This window comes from Pseudomonas floridensis, from assembly GCF_002087235.1.
Taxonomy (GTDB): Bacteria; Pseudomonadota; Gammaproteobacteria; order Pseudomonadales; family Pseudomonadaceae; genus Aquipseudomonas; species Aquipseudomonas floridensis.
Window position 1 is genome coordinate 23,329 of the sequence record NZ_MUIO01000115.1, and the last position, 17,583, is coordinate 40,911.

The 17,583-nt window shown below is 56.9% G+C and carries 20 protein-coding genes; 2 read left to right on the top strand and 18 right to left on the bottom strand.

The features are described 5' to 3' along the window. Positions 1-11 precede the first annotated feature (11 nt). The 16 genes from queC to BZK31_RS24805 all read right to left on the bottom strand — a co-directional run bounded on the left by queC (position 12) and on the right by BZK31_RS24805 (position 13,549). Complete coding sequence (gene queC / locus BZK31_RS24730) at positions 12-701, bottom strand: 7-cyano-7-deazaguanine synthase QueC (RefSeq protein ID WP_083185899.1); 690 nt, start codon at positions 699-701, stop codon at positions 12-14. 1 nt (position 702) lies between these two features. Further along, complete coding sequence (queE, locus tag BZK31_RS24735) at positions 703-1,350, bottom strand: 7-carboxy-7-deazaguanine synthase QueE (protein WP_083185912.1); 648 nt, start codon at positions 1,348-1,350, stop codon at positions 703-705. 171 nt (positions 1,351-1,521) lie between these two features. Then, positions 1,522-2,337 carry a tol-pal system protein YbgF gene (gene ybgF / locus BZK31_RS24740; protein WP_080266022.1) on the bottom strand — a complete coding sequence of 272 codons (816 nt, stop codon included), beginning with the start codon at positions 2,335-2,337 and terminating at the stop codon, positions 1,522-1,524. Between the two features lie 6 nt (positions 2,338-2,343). Continuing rightward, on the bottom strand, positions 2,344-2,841 hold the full coding sequence (pal, locus tag BZK31_RS24745; protein ID WP_004879156.1) for a peptidoglycan-associated lipoprotein Pal: 498 nt from the start codon (positions 2,839-2,841) through the stop codon (positions 2,344-2,346). A gap of 52 nt (positions 2,842-2,893) precedes the next feature. Continuing rightward, complete coding sequence (gene tolB / locus BZK31_RS24750) at positions 2,894-4,195, bottom strand: Tol-Pal system beta propeller repeat protein TolB (RefSeq protein ID WP_083185900.1); 1,302 nt, start codon at positions 4,193-4,195, stop codon at positions 2,894-2,896. Continuing rightward, positions 4,192-5,262: a cell envelope integrity protein TolA gene (tolA, locus tag BZK31_RS24755; RefSeq protein WP_083185901.1), complete on the bottom strand. Its 1,071-nt coding sequence runs from the start codon at positions 5,260-5,262 to the stop codon at positions 4,192-4,194. Before tolA ends, tolB begins: the two co-directional genes overlap by 4 nt. After that, the gene (gene tolR, locus BZK31_RS24760) at positions 5,262-5,726 is read right to left on the bottom strand and encodes a protein TolR (RefSeq protein WP_002554654.1); all 465 of its coding nucleotides are present in this window, start codon (positions 5,724-5,726) and stop codon (positions 5,262-5,264) included. Before tolR ends, tolA begins: the two co-directional genes overlap by 1 nt. A 14-nt stretch (positions 5,727-5,740) precedes the next feature. Further along, the gene (gene tolQ, locus BZK31_RS24765) at positions 5,741-6,436 is read right to left on the bottom strand and encodes a protein TolQ (protein ID WP_043305411.1); all 696 of its coding nucleotides are present in this window, start codon (positions 6,434-6,436) and stop codon (positions 5,741-5,743) included. Beyond that, complete coding sequence (gene ybgC, locus BZK31_RS24770; protein WP_083185902.1) at positions 6,426-6,893, bottom strand: tol-pal system-associated acyl-CoA thioesterase; 468 nt, start codon at positions 6,891-6,893, stop codon at positions 6,426-6,428. Before ybgC ends, tolQ begins: the two co-directional genes overlap by 11 nt. Before the next feature lie 136 nt (positions 6,894-7,029). Continuing rightward, positions 7,030-8,088, bottom strand: a complete 1,059-nt coding sequence (ruvB, locus tag BZK31_RS24775) for a Holliday junction branch migration DNA helicase RuvB (RefSeq protein ID WP_083185903.1) — start codon at positions 8,086-8,088, stop codon at positions 7,030-7,032. Then, positions 8,089-8,697, bottom strand: a complete 609-nt coding sequence (gene ruvA / locus BZK31_RS24780) for a Holliday junction branch migration protein RuvA (RefSeq protein ID WP_083185904.1) — start codon at positions 8,695-8,697, stop codon at positions 8,089-8,091. It lies immediately after the preceding gene. A gap of 106 nt (positions 8,698-8,803) precedes the next feature. Next, positions 8,804-9,328 (bottom strand): crossover junction endodeoxyribonuclease RuvC, encoded by a 525-nt coding sequence (gene ruvC, locus BZK31_RS24785; protein WP_083185905.1) that lies wholly within the window; start codon positions 9,326-9,328, stop codon positions 8,804-8,806. 129 nt (positions 9,329-9,457) lie between these two features. Then, positions 9,458-10,204, bottom strand: coding sequence for a YebC/PmpR family DNA-binding transcriptional regulator (locus BZK31_RS24790; protein WP_083185906.1), 747 nt, complete (start codon positions 10,202-10,204; stop codon positions 9,458-9,460). Between the two features lie 114 nt (positions 10,205-10,318). Further along, on the bottom strand, positions 10,319-12,094 hold the full coding sequence (aspS, locus tag BZK31_RS24795) for an aspartate--tRNA ligase (RefSeq protein ID WP_083185907.1): 1,776 nt from the start codon (positions 12,092-12,094) through the stop codon (positions 10,319-10,321). 289 nt (positions 12,095-12,383) lie between these two features. Further along, positions 12,384-12,728 carry a ribbon-helix-helix domain-containing protein gene (locus tag BZK31_RS24800; protein ID WP_087881694.1) on the bottom strand — a complete coding sequence of 115 codons (345 nt, stop codon included), beginning with the start codon at positions 12,726-12,728 and terminating at the stop codon, positions 12,384-12,386. A gap of 347 nt (positions 12,729-13,075) precedes the next feature. Then, positions 13,076-13,549 carry a Dps family protein gene (locus BZK31_RS24805; protein WP_004879132.1) on the bottom strand — a complete coding sequence of 158 codons (474 nt, stop codon included), beginning with the start codon at positions 13,547-13,549 and terminating at the stop codon, positions 13,076-13,078. Between the two features lie 459 nt (positions 13,550-14,008). Here BZK31_RS24805 and BZK31_RS30315 point away from each other — a divergent pair, with 459 nt between their 5' ends. Next, the gene (locus BZK31_RS30315; protein ID WP_167378099.1) at positions 14,009-14,614 is read left to right on the top strand and encodes a cold-shock protein; all 606 of its coding nucleotides are present in this window, start codon (positions 14,009-14,011) and stop codon (positions 14,612-14,614) included. Between the two features lie 60 nt (positions 14,615-14,674). Here BZK31_RS30315 and BZK31_RS24820 read toward each other — a convergent pair whose 3' ends face one another. Both BZK31_RS24820 and BZK31_RS24825 read right to left on the bottom strand, forming a co-directional pair. Next, positions 14,675-14,881 (bottom strand): SlyX family protein, encoded by a 207-nt coding sequence (locus tag BZK31_RS24820; protein ID WP_083185908.1) that lies wholly within the window; start codon positions 14,879-14,881, stop codon positions 14,675-14,677. Between the two features lie 2 nt (positions 14,882-14,883). Then, positions 14,884-15,309, bottom strand: a complete 426-nt coding sequence (locus tag BZK31_RS24825; protein ID WP_083185909.1) for an HIT domain-containing protein — start codon at positions 15,307-15,309, stop codon at positions 14,884-14,886. An 894-nt stretch (positions 15,310-16,203) separates the two neighbouring features. Between BZK31_RS24825 and BZK31_RS24835 the strand changes: the two genes are divergently transcribed. Further along, on the top strand, positions 16,204-17,526 hold the full coding sequence (locus tag BZK31_RS24835; RefSeq protein ID WP_083185910.1) for an OprD family porin: 1,323 nt from the start codon (positions 16,204-16,206) through the stop codon (positions 17,524-17,526). Positions 17,527-17,583 lie beyond the last annotated feature (57 nt).

Consider the following 17,583-nt stretch of genomic DNA (forward strand, 5'->3'; position numbering starts at 1 on the left):
TTTTAAAAAACTTAAAAATAACGCGTTGGGTCTGCTACACCGGCGGCGGCGAAGCCTTCTGCGCGCAGGCGGCAGCTGTCGCATTTACCGCAAGCTCGGCCTTGATCGTCAGCCTGGTAGCAGGAGACCGTCAGTGCGTAATCGACGCCCAGCGTGGTGCCAGCCTTGACGATGTCGGACTTGCTCAGGTTCTGCAGCGGCGCGCGAATGGTGAAGCCCTGCCCTTCGACACCAGCTTTGGTGGCCAGGTTGGCCATACGCTCGAACGACTCGACGAATTCAGGACGGCAGTCAGGGTAGCCGGAGTAGTCGACGGCATTGACACCGATGAAGATGTCACGGGCACCCAATACTTCTGCCCAACCCAACGCCAGCGACAGGAACACCGTATTGCGCGCAGGCACGTAAGTGACCGGAATGCCTTCCGACGGCGCCTCAGGCACTGCAATTGAGCTGTCAGTGAGCGCCGAGCCGCCGATGCCATTCAAGTTCAGGCCGATCACTTTGTGTTCAATGGCGCCCAGATCGCGAGCAACCTGCGCCGCTGCGTCGAGTTCGGCACGATGGCGCTGGCCGTAATCGAAACTCATGGTGTAGCAGGCATAACCTTCAGCGCGAGCCATGGCGACAACGGTCGCCGAGTCCAGGCCGCCGGACAGCAGAATCACTGCTCTTTTCTCAGTCTTGGTCAGTTCAGTCATTTCAGCGCCCCGGCTCGTCGTCCCAAAGAAATTTATGCAACTGCATCTGCAAGCGTACTGGCAGGTTATCCGCCACGATCCAGTCGGCCAGATCTCGCCCTTTCAACTCATGATGACTGGCGGAAAACAGCACTTCGCCAGCCCGGCGATCCAGTCCGTACTGAATGAGCTTGGATACCGCCCAGTCGTAGTCTTCGCGGGAGCAGATCACGAACTTGACCTGATCGTTCGGCGTGAGCAGCTCCATGTTTTCGTAGCGGTTGCGTGTGACTTCCATCGAACCTGGGGTCTTGAGGTCAACGACGCGGCTCACGCGGGGATCTACTGCAGAGATATCCAGCGCACCACTGGTTTCCAGCGAAACTTCGTAGCCTTCGTCACACAGGCGCTTGAGCAACGGAATCGCATTTGGCTGGGCGAGTGGCTCTCCGCCAGTCACGCAGACATAGCGAGGGCGATAAGCCGCCACCTGACCCATGATGTCGTCCAGCGTCTGAATGGTGCCGCCGCTGAAAGCGTAGGCGCTGTCGCAGTACTGACAGCGGAGAGGACAGCCTGTCAAGCGGACAAATACGGTGGGCAGCCCAGCCGTACGGGTTTCACCCTGCAAGGAGTGAAATATTTCGGTGATGCGTAATGTGTCTTGCATATCAGCCACGGGCGTAACAGCTAAACAGGCCGTCCGCCTCCGTCAGGCACTTCAAGAAACCCTGCAACCGCAGAATCCAGAGAAGCGTAATGTGTACCGGAATTTCGGGTGCGAGATTCTAACGAAAAAAGCCGCGACGAGCGCGGCTTTCTTGAACGGCGAGTCAGAACGTCAAAGACGCTGCAAGTCTCGCTGCGCCAACTGGGCAGCGGAAGTGCCCGGATATTGGGCTACGACCTGCTGCAGAATGCCTTTGACCTTGTCGTTGTGACCAAGGCGACGCTCCACATCCGCCAGCTTGTACAGCGAATCAGGCACTTTGGCATGCTTCGGATACTGCTGACTCACCTTGGCGAATGCCTGACCAGCACCTTGAAGATCGCCTTTGGCCAGATTCACTTCGCCTAGCCAGTATTGGGCATTGCCGGCATACGAGCTGTTGGGGTACTTGCGCAGGAACGCGGTGAAGGCCTGACTGGCCTTATCGAAATCCTTCGCCTTGATCAGATCGAAGGCCGCCTCGTAATAAAGCTTTTCCTTCGCCGGGTCAGGAGGCTCGGTGCCTGCTGCCGGTGCCTGGGCTGCTGGAGCCGAAGGCGTCCCACTGGCGTCAACAGCGCCACCAGAAGGTTGTGAATTATTGGTAGCCGGAGCGGCAGCGCCACTGGCTATACGTTGATCGAGTTCCTGATAACGCTCCAGAGCTTCCTGCTTCATGCGCTGGATATCGTTCTGCTGGACCTCGACAACACCGCGCAAACGCGCGATTTCGTCTTGCATCTGCTGCAGCTGCATGAACAGCTGACCTTGTGCCGAGGGAGGAGGTGTAACCCCTCCCCCGGCATAGGCGCCGGACGTGCCATAACCCGCTGGCGGATAACTGCTGCTGCCAGAGCCAGAATTGTTATCGACCACAGGAGCCGCACCCAACGCTGAAAGCGGAAGGGCGAGGGCCAAAACGGTTAGAGCACGTCGGCACGTTCGCATGTCAAATTACTTACGCAGTTCGACGCGACGGTTCTGGGCCCAGGACTGCTCGTCGTTGCCGGTAGCAACTGGACGCTCTTCGCCGTAGGAAACCAGTTCCAGCTGAGCTGGGGAAACACCTTGCAGTACCAGGTAGCGCTGAACGGCTTTCGCACGACGCTCGCCCAGTGCCATGTTGTACTCACGAGTACCACGTTCGTCGGTGTTGCCTTCCAGAACAACGCGAGCGCCGTTAGCTTTCAGGTCTTTGGCGTGCACGTCCAGGGAGCGCATTGCTTCTGGCTTCAGGTCCGAACTGTCGTATTCGAAGTAGAAGGTGGTGATTGCGCGCAGAGCAGCTTCTTCGCTCAGGGAGCCGTCAACAGCACCAGTGTTGGCGCCGTAACCAGCGTTAGGGTCGACAGCGCCAGCACCGGCATTGTCGCCGCCTTTGGACGAGCAACCTACAGCTACAGCCATGGCCAGAGCCAGCGCAGCAAACTTACCAAACTTCAGCATTTCCATCTTGAAACTCCTAATGAACCCCAGTGTGTTAAGCAAATCGTGTAGCGCCGCGTCAGTTCAGGTAAGGGGACCAGGAAGGTTCTCTGACTTCGCCTTGAGCGGTAGGAAGCGGGAGCCTTACGCGTCCGTTAATGGACACGAGCATCAAGACTCCCCGGCCCTGCTGGCGGGTGGCGTAGATTACCATGGTGCCGTTGGGCGCAACAGTAGGCGACTCATCAAGGTTGCTATCTGTGAGGATTTTTACACTTCCGCGGGCCAAATCCTGCACTGCGACCTTGAAATTAGTGAAGCCTTCCTGCCTGTGAATCATCACCAGCGTCTTTTCATCGGCTGACAATTTCGGATTGGCGTTGTAGTTACCCACGAACGTAACACGTTCGGCACCACCACCATTGATATTGGTTTTATAGATTTGCGGCTTTCCACCACGGTCCGACGTGAAGTAGATCGTCGAGCCATCCTTGCCGAAGAACGGTTCGGTGTCGATGGAGGAATCGTTGGTCACGCGACTCAGCTGACGCGAAGCCAGGTTGATCACGTAGATTTCCGGATTGCCGTCCTTGGACAATACGAATGCCAGCTTCGTGCCATCTGGCGACCAGGCAGGTGCACCGTTCAGGCCTTCGAAGTTGGTAATCTGCTCGCGACGACCGGTATCGATGTGCTGAACGAAGATGCGCGGACGCTTCTGTTCGAACGATACATAGGCAATGCGCTTGCCGTCAGGCGCAAAACGCGGCGACAGGATAGGCTCGCGGGACTGCAACAACGTGACTGCACGCGCACCGTCGTAATCCGAACGCTGCAGGGTGTAGCGCGTGTTGTTTTCCGAGAAGCGCTCGGCCGTGACGTAAAGCATGCGCGTCGAGAACGCACCCTTGATGCCGACGAGCTTCTCGAACGACTGGTCCGCAATGTAGTGCGCCATGTCGCGCAACTGGTCATTGGTGCCGGAAACGTTACCGGTCAGGACCTGTTGCTCGGTAGCAACGTTGAACAGCGCGTATTGAATCTGCAGGCGACCGCCTGCAGGAACAATGTTGCCGACCATGACGTACTGGGCACCCAGTGCTTTCCAGTCACGGAAAATGACTTCGCTGGCCTGGGTCGGCAAGCTGATCATGTTCTGCTTCGGGATCGGCGAGTAGTAGCCGGAGTTGCGCAGGTCATTGCCAATGATCTCCGCCATGTCTTCCGGCAGCACGTTGCCGCCCTGCCAGCCAAACGGCACGACAGCGATCGGTGTGGCGCGGTCACTGCCGCTGGTGACCAGAATGTTCTTTTCTTCTGCCGCCGCCACTCCGGCTGCACAACAGAGAACGAAAAGCAGTCCTCGAAAAAGGTTGATCACAAGGCTAGATCTCCAGGTGTGAATGTCATCTTGAATGAACGATAGGGAGCGAAGTCAGCGGGCTTCAGACCCTGCATTTCTGTCAAACGCCCAATGTTTTTCACCGCAGCAACCGCAGAACTGTCGAACGGCCCGTCGCCACTGGACTTGGCAATCGACACCGAAGCGATCGTCCCGTCCGGCAACATACCAATCTGCAACGTTACCGACATGTTGTTACGCGCCGATGGAGGACGACTCCAGCCTTCGGATGCACGTACACGAATCAGATCGTCGAAGCTGCCAGCTGTTTCGTCGCCACGCTCATCTGCCAGAGCCTGTTGCCGTTCGGTCTTGTCGGACAGCAAATCGGCCAGTGCCTGCGCCTTCTTGTCTTCTGCAGATTTGCGCGCAGCTTCCTGCGCCTTTTTCGCGGAGTCGGCAGCGGCTTTCTTCTTCGCGTCCTCGGCAGCCTTTTTCTTGGCGTCCTCAGCGGCCTTTTTCTTGGCCTCGTCGGCAGCCTGTTTCTTGGCTTCCTCGGCAGCGGCTTTCTTGGCGTCTTCTTCGGCTTTCTTCTTCGCTTCTTCTTCGGCTTTCTTCTTGGCTATGTCGGCCAGTTGTTTCTCTTCGGCCTTTTTGGCGTCGGCGACCTTCTTGGCTTCATCGGCTTTTTTGGCATCGTCAGCCTTTTTGGCTTCTTCCGCCTTTTGCTCAGCCTTCTTCGCCTCGTCGGCAGCCTTCTGTTCTTCCGCTTTTTGAGCGGCCTCTTCTTTCTTTTGTTCCGCAGCTTTAACAGCTTCCTGTTTCTGCTGCTCGATTTTCTTCTGCTCCAACTGCTCGACTTCAGTCTGTCGCGCAGCAGTCTTCTTTGCCTCGCCGGCAATTTTCTGGTTGGTCTGGGTCGTTGCCTGACTCTTGGACTTGAGCTGATAGAGCGTTGCCTGAACGATAGGCTTGGCTTCAGGCAGATCGGGCGTCATGGCAAAGCTCACGAACAGCATGCCAAAAATCAGGATGTGCAACGCCACAGCCCAGACACTGGGCCAGAAATAGCTTTCCGAGGCAGACGGCTCTCGAATCGGCTGCATCAGGGTGCCTCGGTAATCAAGCCAACGTTCCCGACCCCAGCCTTCTGCAGCCCGCCCATCGTGCCCATGACCGAACCGTAGTCCACGGTCTTGTCACCACGAATGAACACCTGTGTCTGCTTGCCGGCATCACGCCCGGCAGCAACAATCTTGGTCACGGCAGCAGTCAGTTGAGGCAAGGTCATCGCCTTGTCCATCTGCTTGTCGGTATCGACTTCGCTGCCAAGGTTCCAGTAGTAGGTCTTGTCAGCCTTGATCGAAATGGTCAGGACCTGATTGTTATTGTCCTGCGGCAAAGCCTCGCTGGAGACCTTGGGCAAGTCGACCTTCACGCCCTGGTTGATCATGGGAGCGGTCACCATGAAAATCACGAGCAACACCAACATCACGTCGATGTAGGGCACTACGTTCATTTCGGCGACCGGCTTGCGTTTTCTGCGACGATCTCGAGCGATTAAAGCCATGGGGAATTACCTGCTCACTCTTCGCTGGTGTGCACTTTACGGTGCAGGATTGCCTGGAACTCTTCAGCGAACGTGTAGTAACGGCTGATCAGAGTCTCGCTACGCGCGGAGAAACGGTTGTAGGCAATAACGGCCGGAATTGCCGCGAACAGACCAATGGCCGTCGCGATAAGGGCTTCGGCAATGCCGGGAGCCACAGTAGCAAGAGTTGCCTGCTGAGCGGTGGCCAGACCCCGGAAGGAGTTCATGATCCCCCAGACGGTACCGAACAGACCGATGTACGGGCTGGTAGAACCTACTGTTGCGAGGAACGAGAGGCCGGATTCCAGCTTTTCTTCCTCACGGGAAATGGCAACGCGCATGGCGCGGGCCACACCCTCCATCACGGCATCGGGATCAACGCCGGACTGCTGACGCAGGCGGGAGAACTCCTTGAAACCGGCACGGAAGATCTGCTCCACGCCGGAGTCCGGATCAGGATTGCTGCCCGCCTGACGGTACAACTTGGACAAATCGATACCGGACCAGAAGCGCTCTTCAAAGCTGTCCAGTGCACGCCGACCTGCGCGCAGCATATTGCTGCGCTGAAAAATCACGATCCATGAAGTGACCGAGGCGGCCACCAGAATCAGCATCACCAACTGAACAACAATGCTGGCATTGCTGACCAAACTCCACATGGAGGAATGGTCGACGACGTTAGCTTCCACGCTTTATCTCCTGCTCTGAATGTTTACCCGCGCCGCTCTGATCGGCAAAGGCCGCTCGCAGAGCTTCGGGAATGGCCCGGGGTTTCAAACTATCGGCGCTTACGCACGCCACCAAGAACTGCCCCTCACAGAGCAGCGTTGCATCCGACGCCCGCCTGACTTGCTGTTGAAAGCGCAGGCTGACACGGTTCAATTCGGTTACTTGTGCACTGACGAGCAGTTCGTCATCCAGCCGCGCCGGCTTGTGATAACGCGCTTCGCTGGAGTGCACGACAAATAAAAGATTGTCCTGAGCCATTGCGGACTGGACAAACCCCAGCTCGCGCAGCCGCTCGGTACGAGCCCGCTCCATGAATTTCAGATAATTGACGTAGTAGACGATGCCGCCAGCATCGGTGTCCTCGTAGTAAACGCGACAGCGATGTGCGAACGACTGAACCCCGTTTTGCGCGCGCATACTCTAGTGCTTACTCCTCACGTTGCCAATCGGGTCAGGCAACTGTTTTTCAACGATTTGCCGCTTGCTAGCTGTAACGCTCACGAGACTGGCAATGTGACCACAGCAACCGCAGATAAATTGCATGGCATCGCGTTTAATCGGCGCCGTCATCGACAAATTCCTCGGCGGTCGGCAGCTCGCCCATCCTTGACGGTATGTTCAGGCCAAAGTGCAGATAGGCGTGACGAGTCACTACCCGACCACGAGGTGTGCGCATCATATAGCCTTGCTGGATCAAATAGGGTTCCAGTACGTCCTCGATCGTGTGACGCTCTTCACTGATCGCCGCCGCCAGGCTGTCCACGCCGACCGGACCGCCGTCGAACTTCTCAATCATGGTCAGCAGCAGGCGCCGGTCCTGATGGTCGAAGCCATGCTCGTCGACATCCAGCAGGTTCAGAGCCTTGTCTGCAGTCTGCCGGGTGATCTGGCCGTTGCCGCGCACTTCAGCGAAGTCACGCACGCGACGCAGCAGACGGTTGGCGATACGCGGAGTGCCACGGGCGCGACGCGCGATCTCGAACGCACCTTCCGGCTCGATGACCAGCCCCAGAATGCCAGCCGAGCGGGTCACGATGGTTGAAAGGTCGGCGATGCTGTAGAACTCCAGACGCTGCACGATACCGAAACGGTCGCGCAGCGGATTGGTCAGCATGCCTGCGCGAGTGGTCGCCCCCACCAGCGTGAACGGCGGCAGATCAAGCTTGATGGAGCGGGCCGCAGGCCCTTCCCCGATCATGATGTCCAGCTGAAAGTCTTCCATCGCCGGATACAGCACTTCTTCGACGATGGGCGACAGCCTGTGGATTTCGTCGATGAACAGCACATCGTTGGGCTCGAGGTTGGTGAGAATGGCCGCCAGATCTCCGGGCCGTTCAAGTACCGGGCCTGAGGTGCTCTTGATCGAGACCGACATTTCCTGAGCGATGATATTGGCCAGGGTGGTTTTGCCGAGCCCCGGCGGGCCGAAGATCAAAGTATGGTCCAGAGACTCGTTGCGGCCCCGTGCAGCCTGGATGAACAACTCCATCTGCTCGCGAACGGTGGGCTGCCCGATGTAATCGGCAAGGCTTAAGGGGCGAATCGCGCGATCGAGTTGTTCGTCGCGATCACGACCACCCACGGCGGCTATCAAACGGTCGGCTTCAATCACTTACGCCATCCCCTTCAACGCACGCCGGATCAGATCTGCACTGCTCAAGTCTTTTTCCTTGATGGCGGAGACGGCTTTGCTCGCCTCTTGAGGTTTGTAGCCCAGCGATATCAGCGCACTGACTGCATCGGACTCGGCCGAAGCCACTGGCTCCACCTGATTCGGACCACTGGAAACCAGCGTAAAGGTGCCCGGCAGTGATTCCCAGGCCTTGAAGCGGTCCTTGAGTTCGACCAGCAGGCGCTCGGCGGTCTTCTTGCCCACGCCCGGTATACGGGTGAGCGCCGAGGTATCTTGGGCCTGAACACAGCGGACCAGTTCATCGACTTCCAGACCCGACATGAGCGCCAGCGCCAGTTTGGGGCCGACACCGTTGAGCCGGATCAGCTCGCGAAACAACTCGCGCTCGCGCTTCTCGTAGAAGCCGTACAGCAGATGCGCGTCTTCACGCACAACAAGATGCGTGTGCAGGGTTACAGGCTCACCGACATGGGGCAGCCGATACAGCGTGGTCATCGGCACCTCCAGTTCGTAGCCGACGCCATTGACGTCCAGCACCAGGTGCGGAGGCTGTTTCTCGGCGAGAAAGCCGCGTAAACGTCCAATCACGTTTCAGATCCTTTCGTGTTGCCTATCGCTTGCGCGAGAAAATTGAGGACAATCATCACAGGAGTAGCCAGACCTGCAAGTAAAAAAATGCGTACGAATGATGCAGTCAGAGCCGCAGCCTGCCGCCGCGGCTACGCGCCGTGCCCAGACCATGAGGAATCAGGCTGGAACGCGTATGAGCATGGCACAAGGCGATGGCCAGTGCGTCGGACGCGTCGATTTGCGGTTTCTGGGTCAGCTTGAGCAGATGCATGACCATCATCATGACCTGTTCTTTATTGGCACCACCGGCTCCGGCCACGGCCTGTTTGACCTGAGTCGCGGTGTACTCGGCGATTTCCAGCGCCTCCTCCGCGCCAGCGACGATCGCAGCGCCTCTAGCCTGACCCAGCTTGAGCGCGGAATCGGCGTTGCGCGCCATGAAGACCTTTTCGATGCCCATGGTCACCGGGCCGTAAGTCTTGATCACCTCACGTACCCCGCGATAGACGATCTGCAACCGTTCGTGCAATTCGCCACTGCCCGTGCGAATACAGCCCGACGCGACATAGACACAGCCACGGCCGGTATCACGTACCACGCCATAGCCGGTAATGCGCGAACCGGGGTCGATACCAAGAATAAGAGTCATAACGCCTGCAGCTAGAGAAGGTGACGCAACACAATGAGCGCAGCATAAAGGCAGAAGCCGGAGGCCGATAGCCGCATGACACTCACGGCTTCGCTCCCCCGGCTCCCGATACGGCTTGTCTGATGGCGATCAGCCCAGTTGCTCCATGACCTCGTCCGGAATTTCCGCGTTCGAATACACGTTCTGCACGTCATCCAGGTCCTCGAGCATGTCGATCAGCTTGAGCACCTTTTCGGCGGTTTCCAGGTCGAGCACGGCACTGGTAGTCGGCAGCATCACGATTTCCGCATCCGACGCCTTGAAGCCTGAGGCCTCCAGCGCATTACGCACCGAATAGAAGCCGGAAAAAGACGTGAACACGTCAATGGAGCCGTCTTCGTTGGTCACGACGTCATCGGCATCGGCCTCCATCGCCGCCTCGATCAGGGCATCTTCGTCCACACCGGCAGCGAAAGATATCTGACCCTTGCGATCGAACAGGTAAGCGACCGAGCCATCAGTGCCCAGGTTGCCACCGCATTTGGTGAAGGCATGACGCACGGCGGCCGCCGTACGGTTACGGTTGTCGGTCATGGCCTCGACCATGATCGCCACACCGCCCGGACCGTAGCCTTCGTAACCCAGCTCTTCGACATCATCACCGTCGCAAGCGCCGACACCACGTGCCACCGCACGGTCGATAGTGTCACGGGTCATGTTGGCACCGAGCGCCTTGTCCAGCGCCAGACGCAGACGCGGGTTTGAACCCGGATCACCACCGCCCTGACGAGCGGCAACCGTCAGCTCGCGAATCCACTTGGTGAAGATCTTGCCCTTCTTGGCATCCTGACGCTCTTTGCGGTGCTTGATGTTCGCCCACTTAGAATGACCTGCCATCTCTCGCTCCAGATTCTTTTTGAAACACCTTCACCTTTCGCCTCGTGCAGCAGGCAAAAAGCTTCACTCGATTCGGGCAATGCAGGGCGCATACGGGATGCGCCCTGCCCGGCATCACTCGGCCTTTGGCTGCTCGCGCAGGCGAATGTGCAGTTCACGCAGGGCCTTGGCATCCACCACGCCAGGCGCCTGAGTCATGACATCGGCAGCGCTCTGGGTTTTCGGGAAGGCAATGACTTCACGGATGGACTGGGCGCCGGTCATCAGCATGACCAGACGATCCAGACCAAATGCCAGACCACCGTGCGGTGGCGCGCCGTACTTCAGAGCGTCGAGCAGGAAGCCGAACTTCTCCTGCTGCTCGTCTTCGGCGATACCCAGCAGACGGAACACCGCCTGTTGCATTTCCTTGCGATGGATACGGATCGAACCGCCACCCAGCTCGGTGCCGTTCAGGACCATGTCGTAGGCACGCGACAGCGCGGTGGCTGGATTAGCCTCCAGCTCTTCGGGCGTGCACTTAGGCGCAGTGAACGGGTGGTGCAGCGCGGTAAAGCTGCCATCATCGTTTTCTTCGAACATCGGGAAGTCGACGACCCACATCGGTGCCCATTCGCAGGTATGCAGCTTCAGGTCGTTACCAACCTTGATACGCAGTGCGCCCAGCGCCTCGCTGACGATCTTGGACTTGTCTGCACCGAAGAACACGATATCGCCATCCACCGCGCCAACACGATCCAGGATCACGTTGAGATTGGCTTCAGGAATGTTCTTGACGATCGGCGACTGCAGACCGTCCACGCCATTGGCGCGCTCGTTGACCTTGATGTACGCCAGGCCCTTGGCACCGTAGATACCGACGAACTTGGTGTAATCGTCGATCTGCTTGCGCGGCATGCTTGCCCCGCCTGGAACACGCAGCGCGGCGATACGGCATTTCGGATCGTTGGCCGGGCCGCTGAACACCTTGAACTCGACGTCCTTGAGCTGATCGGCGACATCGACCAGTTCCAGCGGGTTACGCAGGTCTGGTTTGTCGGACCCGTAACGACGCATGGCTTCTTCGAAGGTCATGTGCGGGAAATCGGCGAACTCCAGGTCCAGGACTTCCTTGAACAGCTGACGCACCATCTTCTCGGTCAGCCCCATGATGTCTTTCTCATCAAGGAAGCTGGTCTCGATGTCGATCTGGGTGAATTCCGGCTGGCGGTCGGCACGCAGGTCTTCGTCACGGAAGCATTTGGCGATCTGGTAGTAACGATCGAAGCCGGCAACCATCAGCAGCTGCTTGAACAGTTGAGGCGACTGCGGCAGCGCAAAAAAGCTGCCCGGGTGTGTGCGGCTTGGCACCAGATAGTCGCGAGCGCCTTCCGGAGTGGCACGGGTCAGGATCGGCGTCTCGACGTCCAGAAAACCGTTGTCGTCCAGGTAGCGACGAATGCTGGTGGTGATGCGCGAACGCAGACGCAGCTTTTCAGCCATTTCCGGACGACGCAGGTCGATGAAACGATACCGCAGGCGGGTTTCTTCACCGACATCCGAATATTCGTTCAACGGGAACGGCGGGGTTTCCGACTCGTTCAGCACTTCCAGCTCGTAGCCCAGCACCTCGATCGCGCCAGAGGCCATGTTGGCGTTCACGGCACCGGCAGGACGCGCACGGACCTTGCCGACGACCTTGACCACGTACTCGCTGCGCACACGGTCGGCAGCAGCGAAGGTGTCCGCACGATCAGGGTCGAACACCACCTGAGCCATGCCTTCACGGTCGCGAATATCGAGGAAGATAACGCCTCCATGGTCACGGCGACGGTGGACCCATCCGCAAAGGGTAATTTCCTGACCTTCCAGGCTCTCGTTCAGTTGGCCGCAATAATGGCTGCGCATCATGATGGTGTTTTCACTTCTCGTAATTCGAAAATTCGGTGGGGCTTTCGCTCCTGGCTTGCGCTCAATAGTGCAAGGCACCGGCACACAGTTCAAGCCAGCCCTCGCCCACGCAGAGTCATGCCCGTTAGCAAGGCGAAGGATTATATAGAGTTAATCGATGCCGTGCAGCCGAACGAACCCATCCCGACAGGATAAGTTCGTGGCTGCTCCGTGCGATCGAGCGGTTCACTCGCAACGCAGGGAAGGCGCGGCCCCGCCACAGGCAAAGCCGCAGAAATGAGGGGTCAAGCTACGCCTGGGTGATGTCCAGACGATCGGTCTTCAACAGATGAGCCACACAGACCACACGAATCAGGCCGCTGAAATTCTTTACACCGCCGTAACGCAGATGAACCTCTCTGTCTATGTAGGAAAGCACCGCGTTCACCGAACAGTCATTGGAATTCGCAATGCCGGAAAGTATGTTCCAGTACACCTTCTCGAGACGCAGGCATGTGGCCAGGCCGTTAAGCCGGACCGACTTGGAATGAGGCTGCGCCAGCGTCATGTTGAAATCTTCGACAAATGGATCATCCCGTATCGCCGCCTGACGATTTAAATCTTTAACCTCACGTTCGACACCTCGTGCAATCATTCTTTTGACCCTCTGAAAGTTAAATTTAAAACAGGAAAGAGAAATATTTATAAACAAGTGAACACCTGACCTATAAAGCCCGATCCATAAATTTATATCCAGCAGGGCCTGCACTTGATCGTCGTAGGACATGACTACAGAAGACCGAGGAATATCGAACTGCTGTAGGCGATAACTCAAAAGCTCGCCTGACATGTGTTTAATATTTATATGAGTGCAAATATCGAGATACGCTCACTCACCTCGGATGAGGTGGCGATTCGGGTGCGCCAGATGGAGTGTCGGAGAAGAAGAACAGCGGGAGGACAACGCGGGCGAGCGGCAACAGGCGCCACTCGCCCTGGGGATTACTTCGACTCGAGCATCGAGCGCAGCATCCATGCGGTTTTCTCGTGAACCTGCATGCGCTGAGTCAGCAGATCAGCCGTCGGCTCGTCACTGACCTTATCCAGCAAAGGAAAAATACTACGAGCAGTACGGACAACAGCCTCTTGCCCCTGAACCAGACTTTTGATCATATCTTCAGCACTTGGCACGCCTTCTTCTTCCTTGATGGTCGAGAGACGTGCGTAGGTCGAATACGTACCCGGCGCAGGAAAGCCCAATGCACGAATACGTTCGGCAATGGAGTCGACCGCCAGTGCCAGTTCGTTATATTGCTCTTCAAACATCAGATGGAGCGTACGAAACATCGGCCCACTGACGTTCCAGTGAAAGTTGTGGGTCTTGAGGTAAAGTACATAAGTATCCGAAAGCAGATGCGACAGACCGTCAACGATCGATTTGCGATCTTCTTCACTGATACCAATATCGATTGCCATGTTTCATGTCCTTTAATTGAGGATTGGAAAGCAGTAACCGCGCCTACTCTATCAAGAGACGGCGAACCGCGCAGCTTTCCGTCGACGCCCTGGCGAATGTCTGCACTGCCCTACGGAAAAACCCCACAGGATCGGCCGGCCCGGCCCTGCATCGACACATAGAGGCCTGGCAGGACAGAAAATGGTGAAAAGCGGCTGGAGGGCTCTGTTCCGGGCACTTTGAAGCCATTGAGGCAGGCTTTTCCAGTAGCGCCCTCAACAGGGGGCTCGCTGCGTAAGCGGCTGATTTGAGTAGCATCGGGCTTTGCTGTTAAATACACCGCGTGTCGCTAATGAGTTGTCATCTGGCTTAGCGCATAGGCTGGCCCATCGCTCGTGCATCACGCCTCCTCTTGTTCAGAAGCGTACCGGGCGTTACCCGCTATTTCTTGTAATCCTTCTTCTGTGAGCTTTTTAAAAATGTTGAAAATTGTCCATCTGGTAACGGGAGCAGCAGCTCTGTTGCTTTCTTTCATCCCCAGTCTGCGTAGTGAAGTCATCCCTTCCTACCTGCAACAGCCCGACGCGCTTTCACTGGCTTTCCTCGGGCTGCTTAACCTGGTTCTCGCTCCGGTGATCCCTTACTGGAACCGAGGTACACGTCATCATCTGCAAAATCTGGTCAGCGCCCTGCTGGTTATCGCTGTCGTTGTACAAATTCTGACGCTGCTCGTTCCACTGCAAACCCTTGCAGGCCAGCCGGCACTCATCGCCAGCCTGAGCCTGACTTTCCTGGCCGTCGCCCTGCATTTGGGTGTTAGCTTTTACAGGTCGTCACCGTCGCCAGCGCCTCAAAGCCATGACATGAGTAATCGCGATACCGGCACGGTGAAGTGGTTCAACACCTCAAAGGGCTTCGGTTTCATTTCGCGTGACTCCGGCGACGATATCTTCGTGCATTTCCGCGCCATTCGTGGCGAAGGCCATCGCGTACTGGTCGAAGGTCAGCGCGTCGAGTTCTCGGTGATGAACAGAGACAAGGGCCTGCAGGCTGAAGATGTGATCGCGGCCTTGCCACGCCGCTGATTGTTCAATGCAACAAAAAACCGCGACCTCCACCGGGGGCCGCGGTTTTTTTACGGCTGATCAGTAGTGAGGCGGAGGCGCGTCCTCTTCGAAGGTCTCGAACTGACTGCCCAACTCTTCCTGCCGCTTGAGCATTGCGGCCATCTGCAATTGCAAGTGATCAAGCTCGCGTCGCTGGGTGACCAGCACATCGTTCAGTGCCTGAATCGTATCGTCCTGAAAAGCCAGGCGACTTTCCAGTTCCATGACTCGCTCATCAAGGTTCATGATTATTCCCCCTCAAATCGGAAATCATTGCTTAATACCGGCCTGAGCTGTTCACGAATCGCGGCATACTCGGCCTCGGTATAAGGAACGGCTGGATGCCTGCCCCACACCGGTGCAGGCCAGGCAGCGTCGTCACGCTTGCGCACGATCACATGCATGTGAAGCTGGCTGACGACATTGCCAAGCGCCGCGACATTAAGCTTATCAGCGTTGAACAGAACCTTGAGGATCTTCGACAGAGTGGTGGTTTCCTGCCAGAGCTGCAGTTGCTCTTCGGCGCAGAGCTCGAACACTTCGCTGATCGCAGCACGACGCGGCACCAGAATGAACCACCGGTAGCTGGAATCATTGGACAGCAGCAACCGGCACAGAGGGAAATCGCCCAAGGGCAGAGTGTCTTGCAGCAGACGTGAATCCAGAACGAACACGATAAAAGCTCCTGATTGCCAGGTAGATGTCTGGCATGCCCTGTCGGTAACAGGGCGCCTCGTAAATGCGGTCAGGATACGCGTGATCGGCCAGCGCATCATCCCTTCCAGTCACGCCTCTCTGAGACCACTTTTAACCGCCCCCCGCAACGCACCGCCAGCGTGCGCACCAACATGAAGCCAGCACCTCTGACAGCGCACCGATTTAAGACCCTTCGAAATCCACCAATTACAATGCCTGTCCGTATCTTCCCGGACTTGGGCATCTCACTGCTCAAAAAAGCGCATTCAGGTCATGAAAATGAAACAGGGTCTCGATCACCATGAGTCATCCCTATGCGCGGCTCCATATTCAGGCGGTCGGGCCGGGCAGTGCACCAAAACCACACACTGATGTTGCGTCAACAACACTGCGAGTGCGCTATTTACCCAAATAGCAGCGTGGTCAGGTAACAAATCCGTAGCCTCGTGCCTTTTCTAGCGCCACGGAACGCTTGGGAGGAAAATTTTTATTTTGAAATTTTCACTTTGAAACAAGGAGATACAGCGTAAAGTCGACGCTGATTCTGATTTTTCACAAATTTTTTTCATTCCAGGGAATTTTGTGCACGCTTGTTGCTATATCACCCACATGGTCAAAGTGTCTCTGGCGGAAAACAGAAGTCACCCTGACCAAGGGAAAGCAGCTCGCAATCCGTAAAATGGCATTGCGACAAGGATGGATGTACTCAGCGATACCGCTGTAAAGATTCTGAAAGGATAGGGCTGCACCTATCGAAAGCACCGTCAGCGTGATGTAGATTTTCCGCCGACATAAAAATAGAAAGAGCCGCCCAGATAAAAAAACAGGTGGGACGGCTCGGATACCTTCTAAAAACCAAAGGAGCAATCACGATGAGAGTGATGAAGTGGAGCGCAATCGCACTGGCAGTTACCGCAGCCAGCGCCCAACTGGCAACAGCGGCACCGTTCGTCAGTGATCAGGCTGAAGCCAAAGGTTTTGTCGAAGGCAGCACGCTTGACCTGAAATTGCGCAATTACTATTACAACCGTGACAAGAAAAACGGTGCTCAGGACGACCGCGACTGGACGCAGGGCCTGTGGACCAATTTCAGCTCCGGTTACACTCAAGGCACCGTGGGTGTTGGCGTTGAGGCGTTCGGGTACTTCGGTCTCAAGCTCTGGGGCCCTGACAAATATTCGGGCTCCGGCAACCTCGTTACCGACTCCAATGACAGAAACGAAGAAACTCAGGGCAAGGTCGGTGGTGCAGTCAAGTTCCGCATCTCCAAGACCGAGTTGAAAGTAGGTGACATGCAGCCTACCAGCCCGGTATTCGCCGTTGGCGGTTCGCGCCTGCTGCCTCAGACCGCAAGCGGCCTGAGCCTGCAGAGCAGCGAGATTTCGGGTCTTGATCTGGAAGCCGGTCACTTCTACTCCGGTACCAGCCAGGACGATACCAGCCATGATGGCGGCATCTTCGCCACGTACGCTGGCGTTGAAGCCAAAACCGCCGACTTCGCGGGCGGCAAATACGCCATCACCGACAGCCTGGGCGTTGCATTCTATGCAGCCAAGCTCGAAGACATCTGGGATCAATACTACGGTAACGTGAACTACGCGCTGCCTCTGGGCAATGAGCAGTCCCTGGCGTTCGACGCGAACATTTATCGTACCGTCGACGAAGGTAGCGCCAAAGCCGGTTCGATCAGTAACACCGCGTTCTCCGGCTCGGTAGCTTACTCGTTCCTGGCCGCACACACCCTGACCCTGGCTTTCCAGAAGATCAACGGTGACACCCCGTTCGACTACATCGGTATCGGTGACAACAACCGTGGTGGCGACTCGATCTTCCTGAACAACTCGATCCAGTACTCCGACTTCAACGGCCCGGGCGAAAAATCCTGGCAGGCTCGCTACGACCTTAACATGGCACCGTACGGCGTTCCTGGTCTGAGCTTCATGACCCGCTACATCAAAGGCACCGACATCGACGGCACCAATACGCCTACTGGCAGCCGTTATGCCGGTCTGTACGGTGCAGACGGCGAACATCACGAGACCAACCTCGAAGCCAAATACGTCCTGCAAACCGGCCCGGCCAAAGACCTGTCCTTCCGCATTCGTCAGGCATGGCACCGCGCCAATGCCGACCAGGGCGAAGGCGACGTCAACGAGTTTCGCCTGATCGTCGATTACCCGATTTCGATCCTGTAATCACCGCGCAGCACTCGGCAATACAGAAAGCCCGGCACATGCCGTAATGCTGTTCAC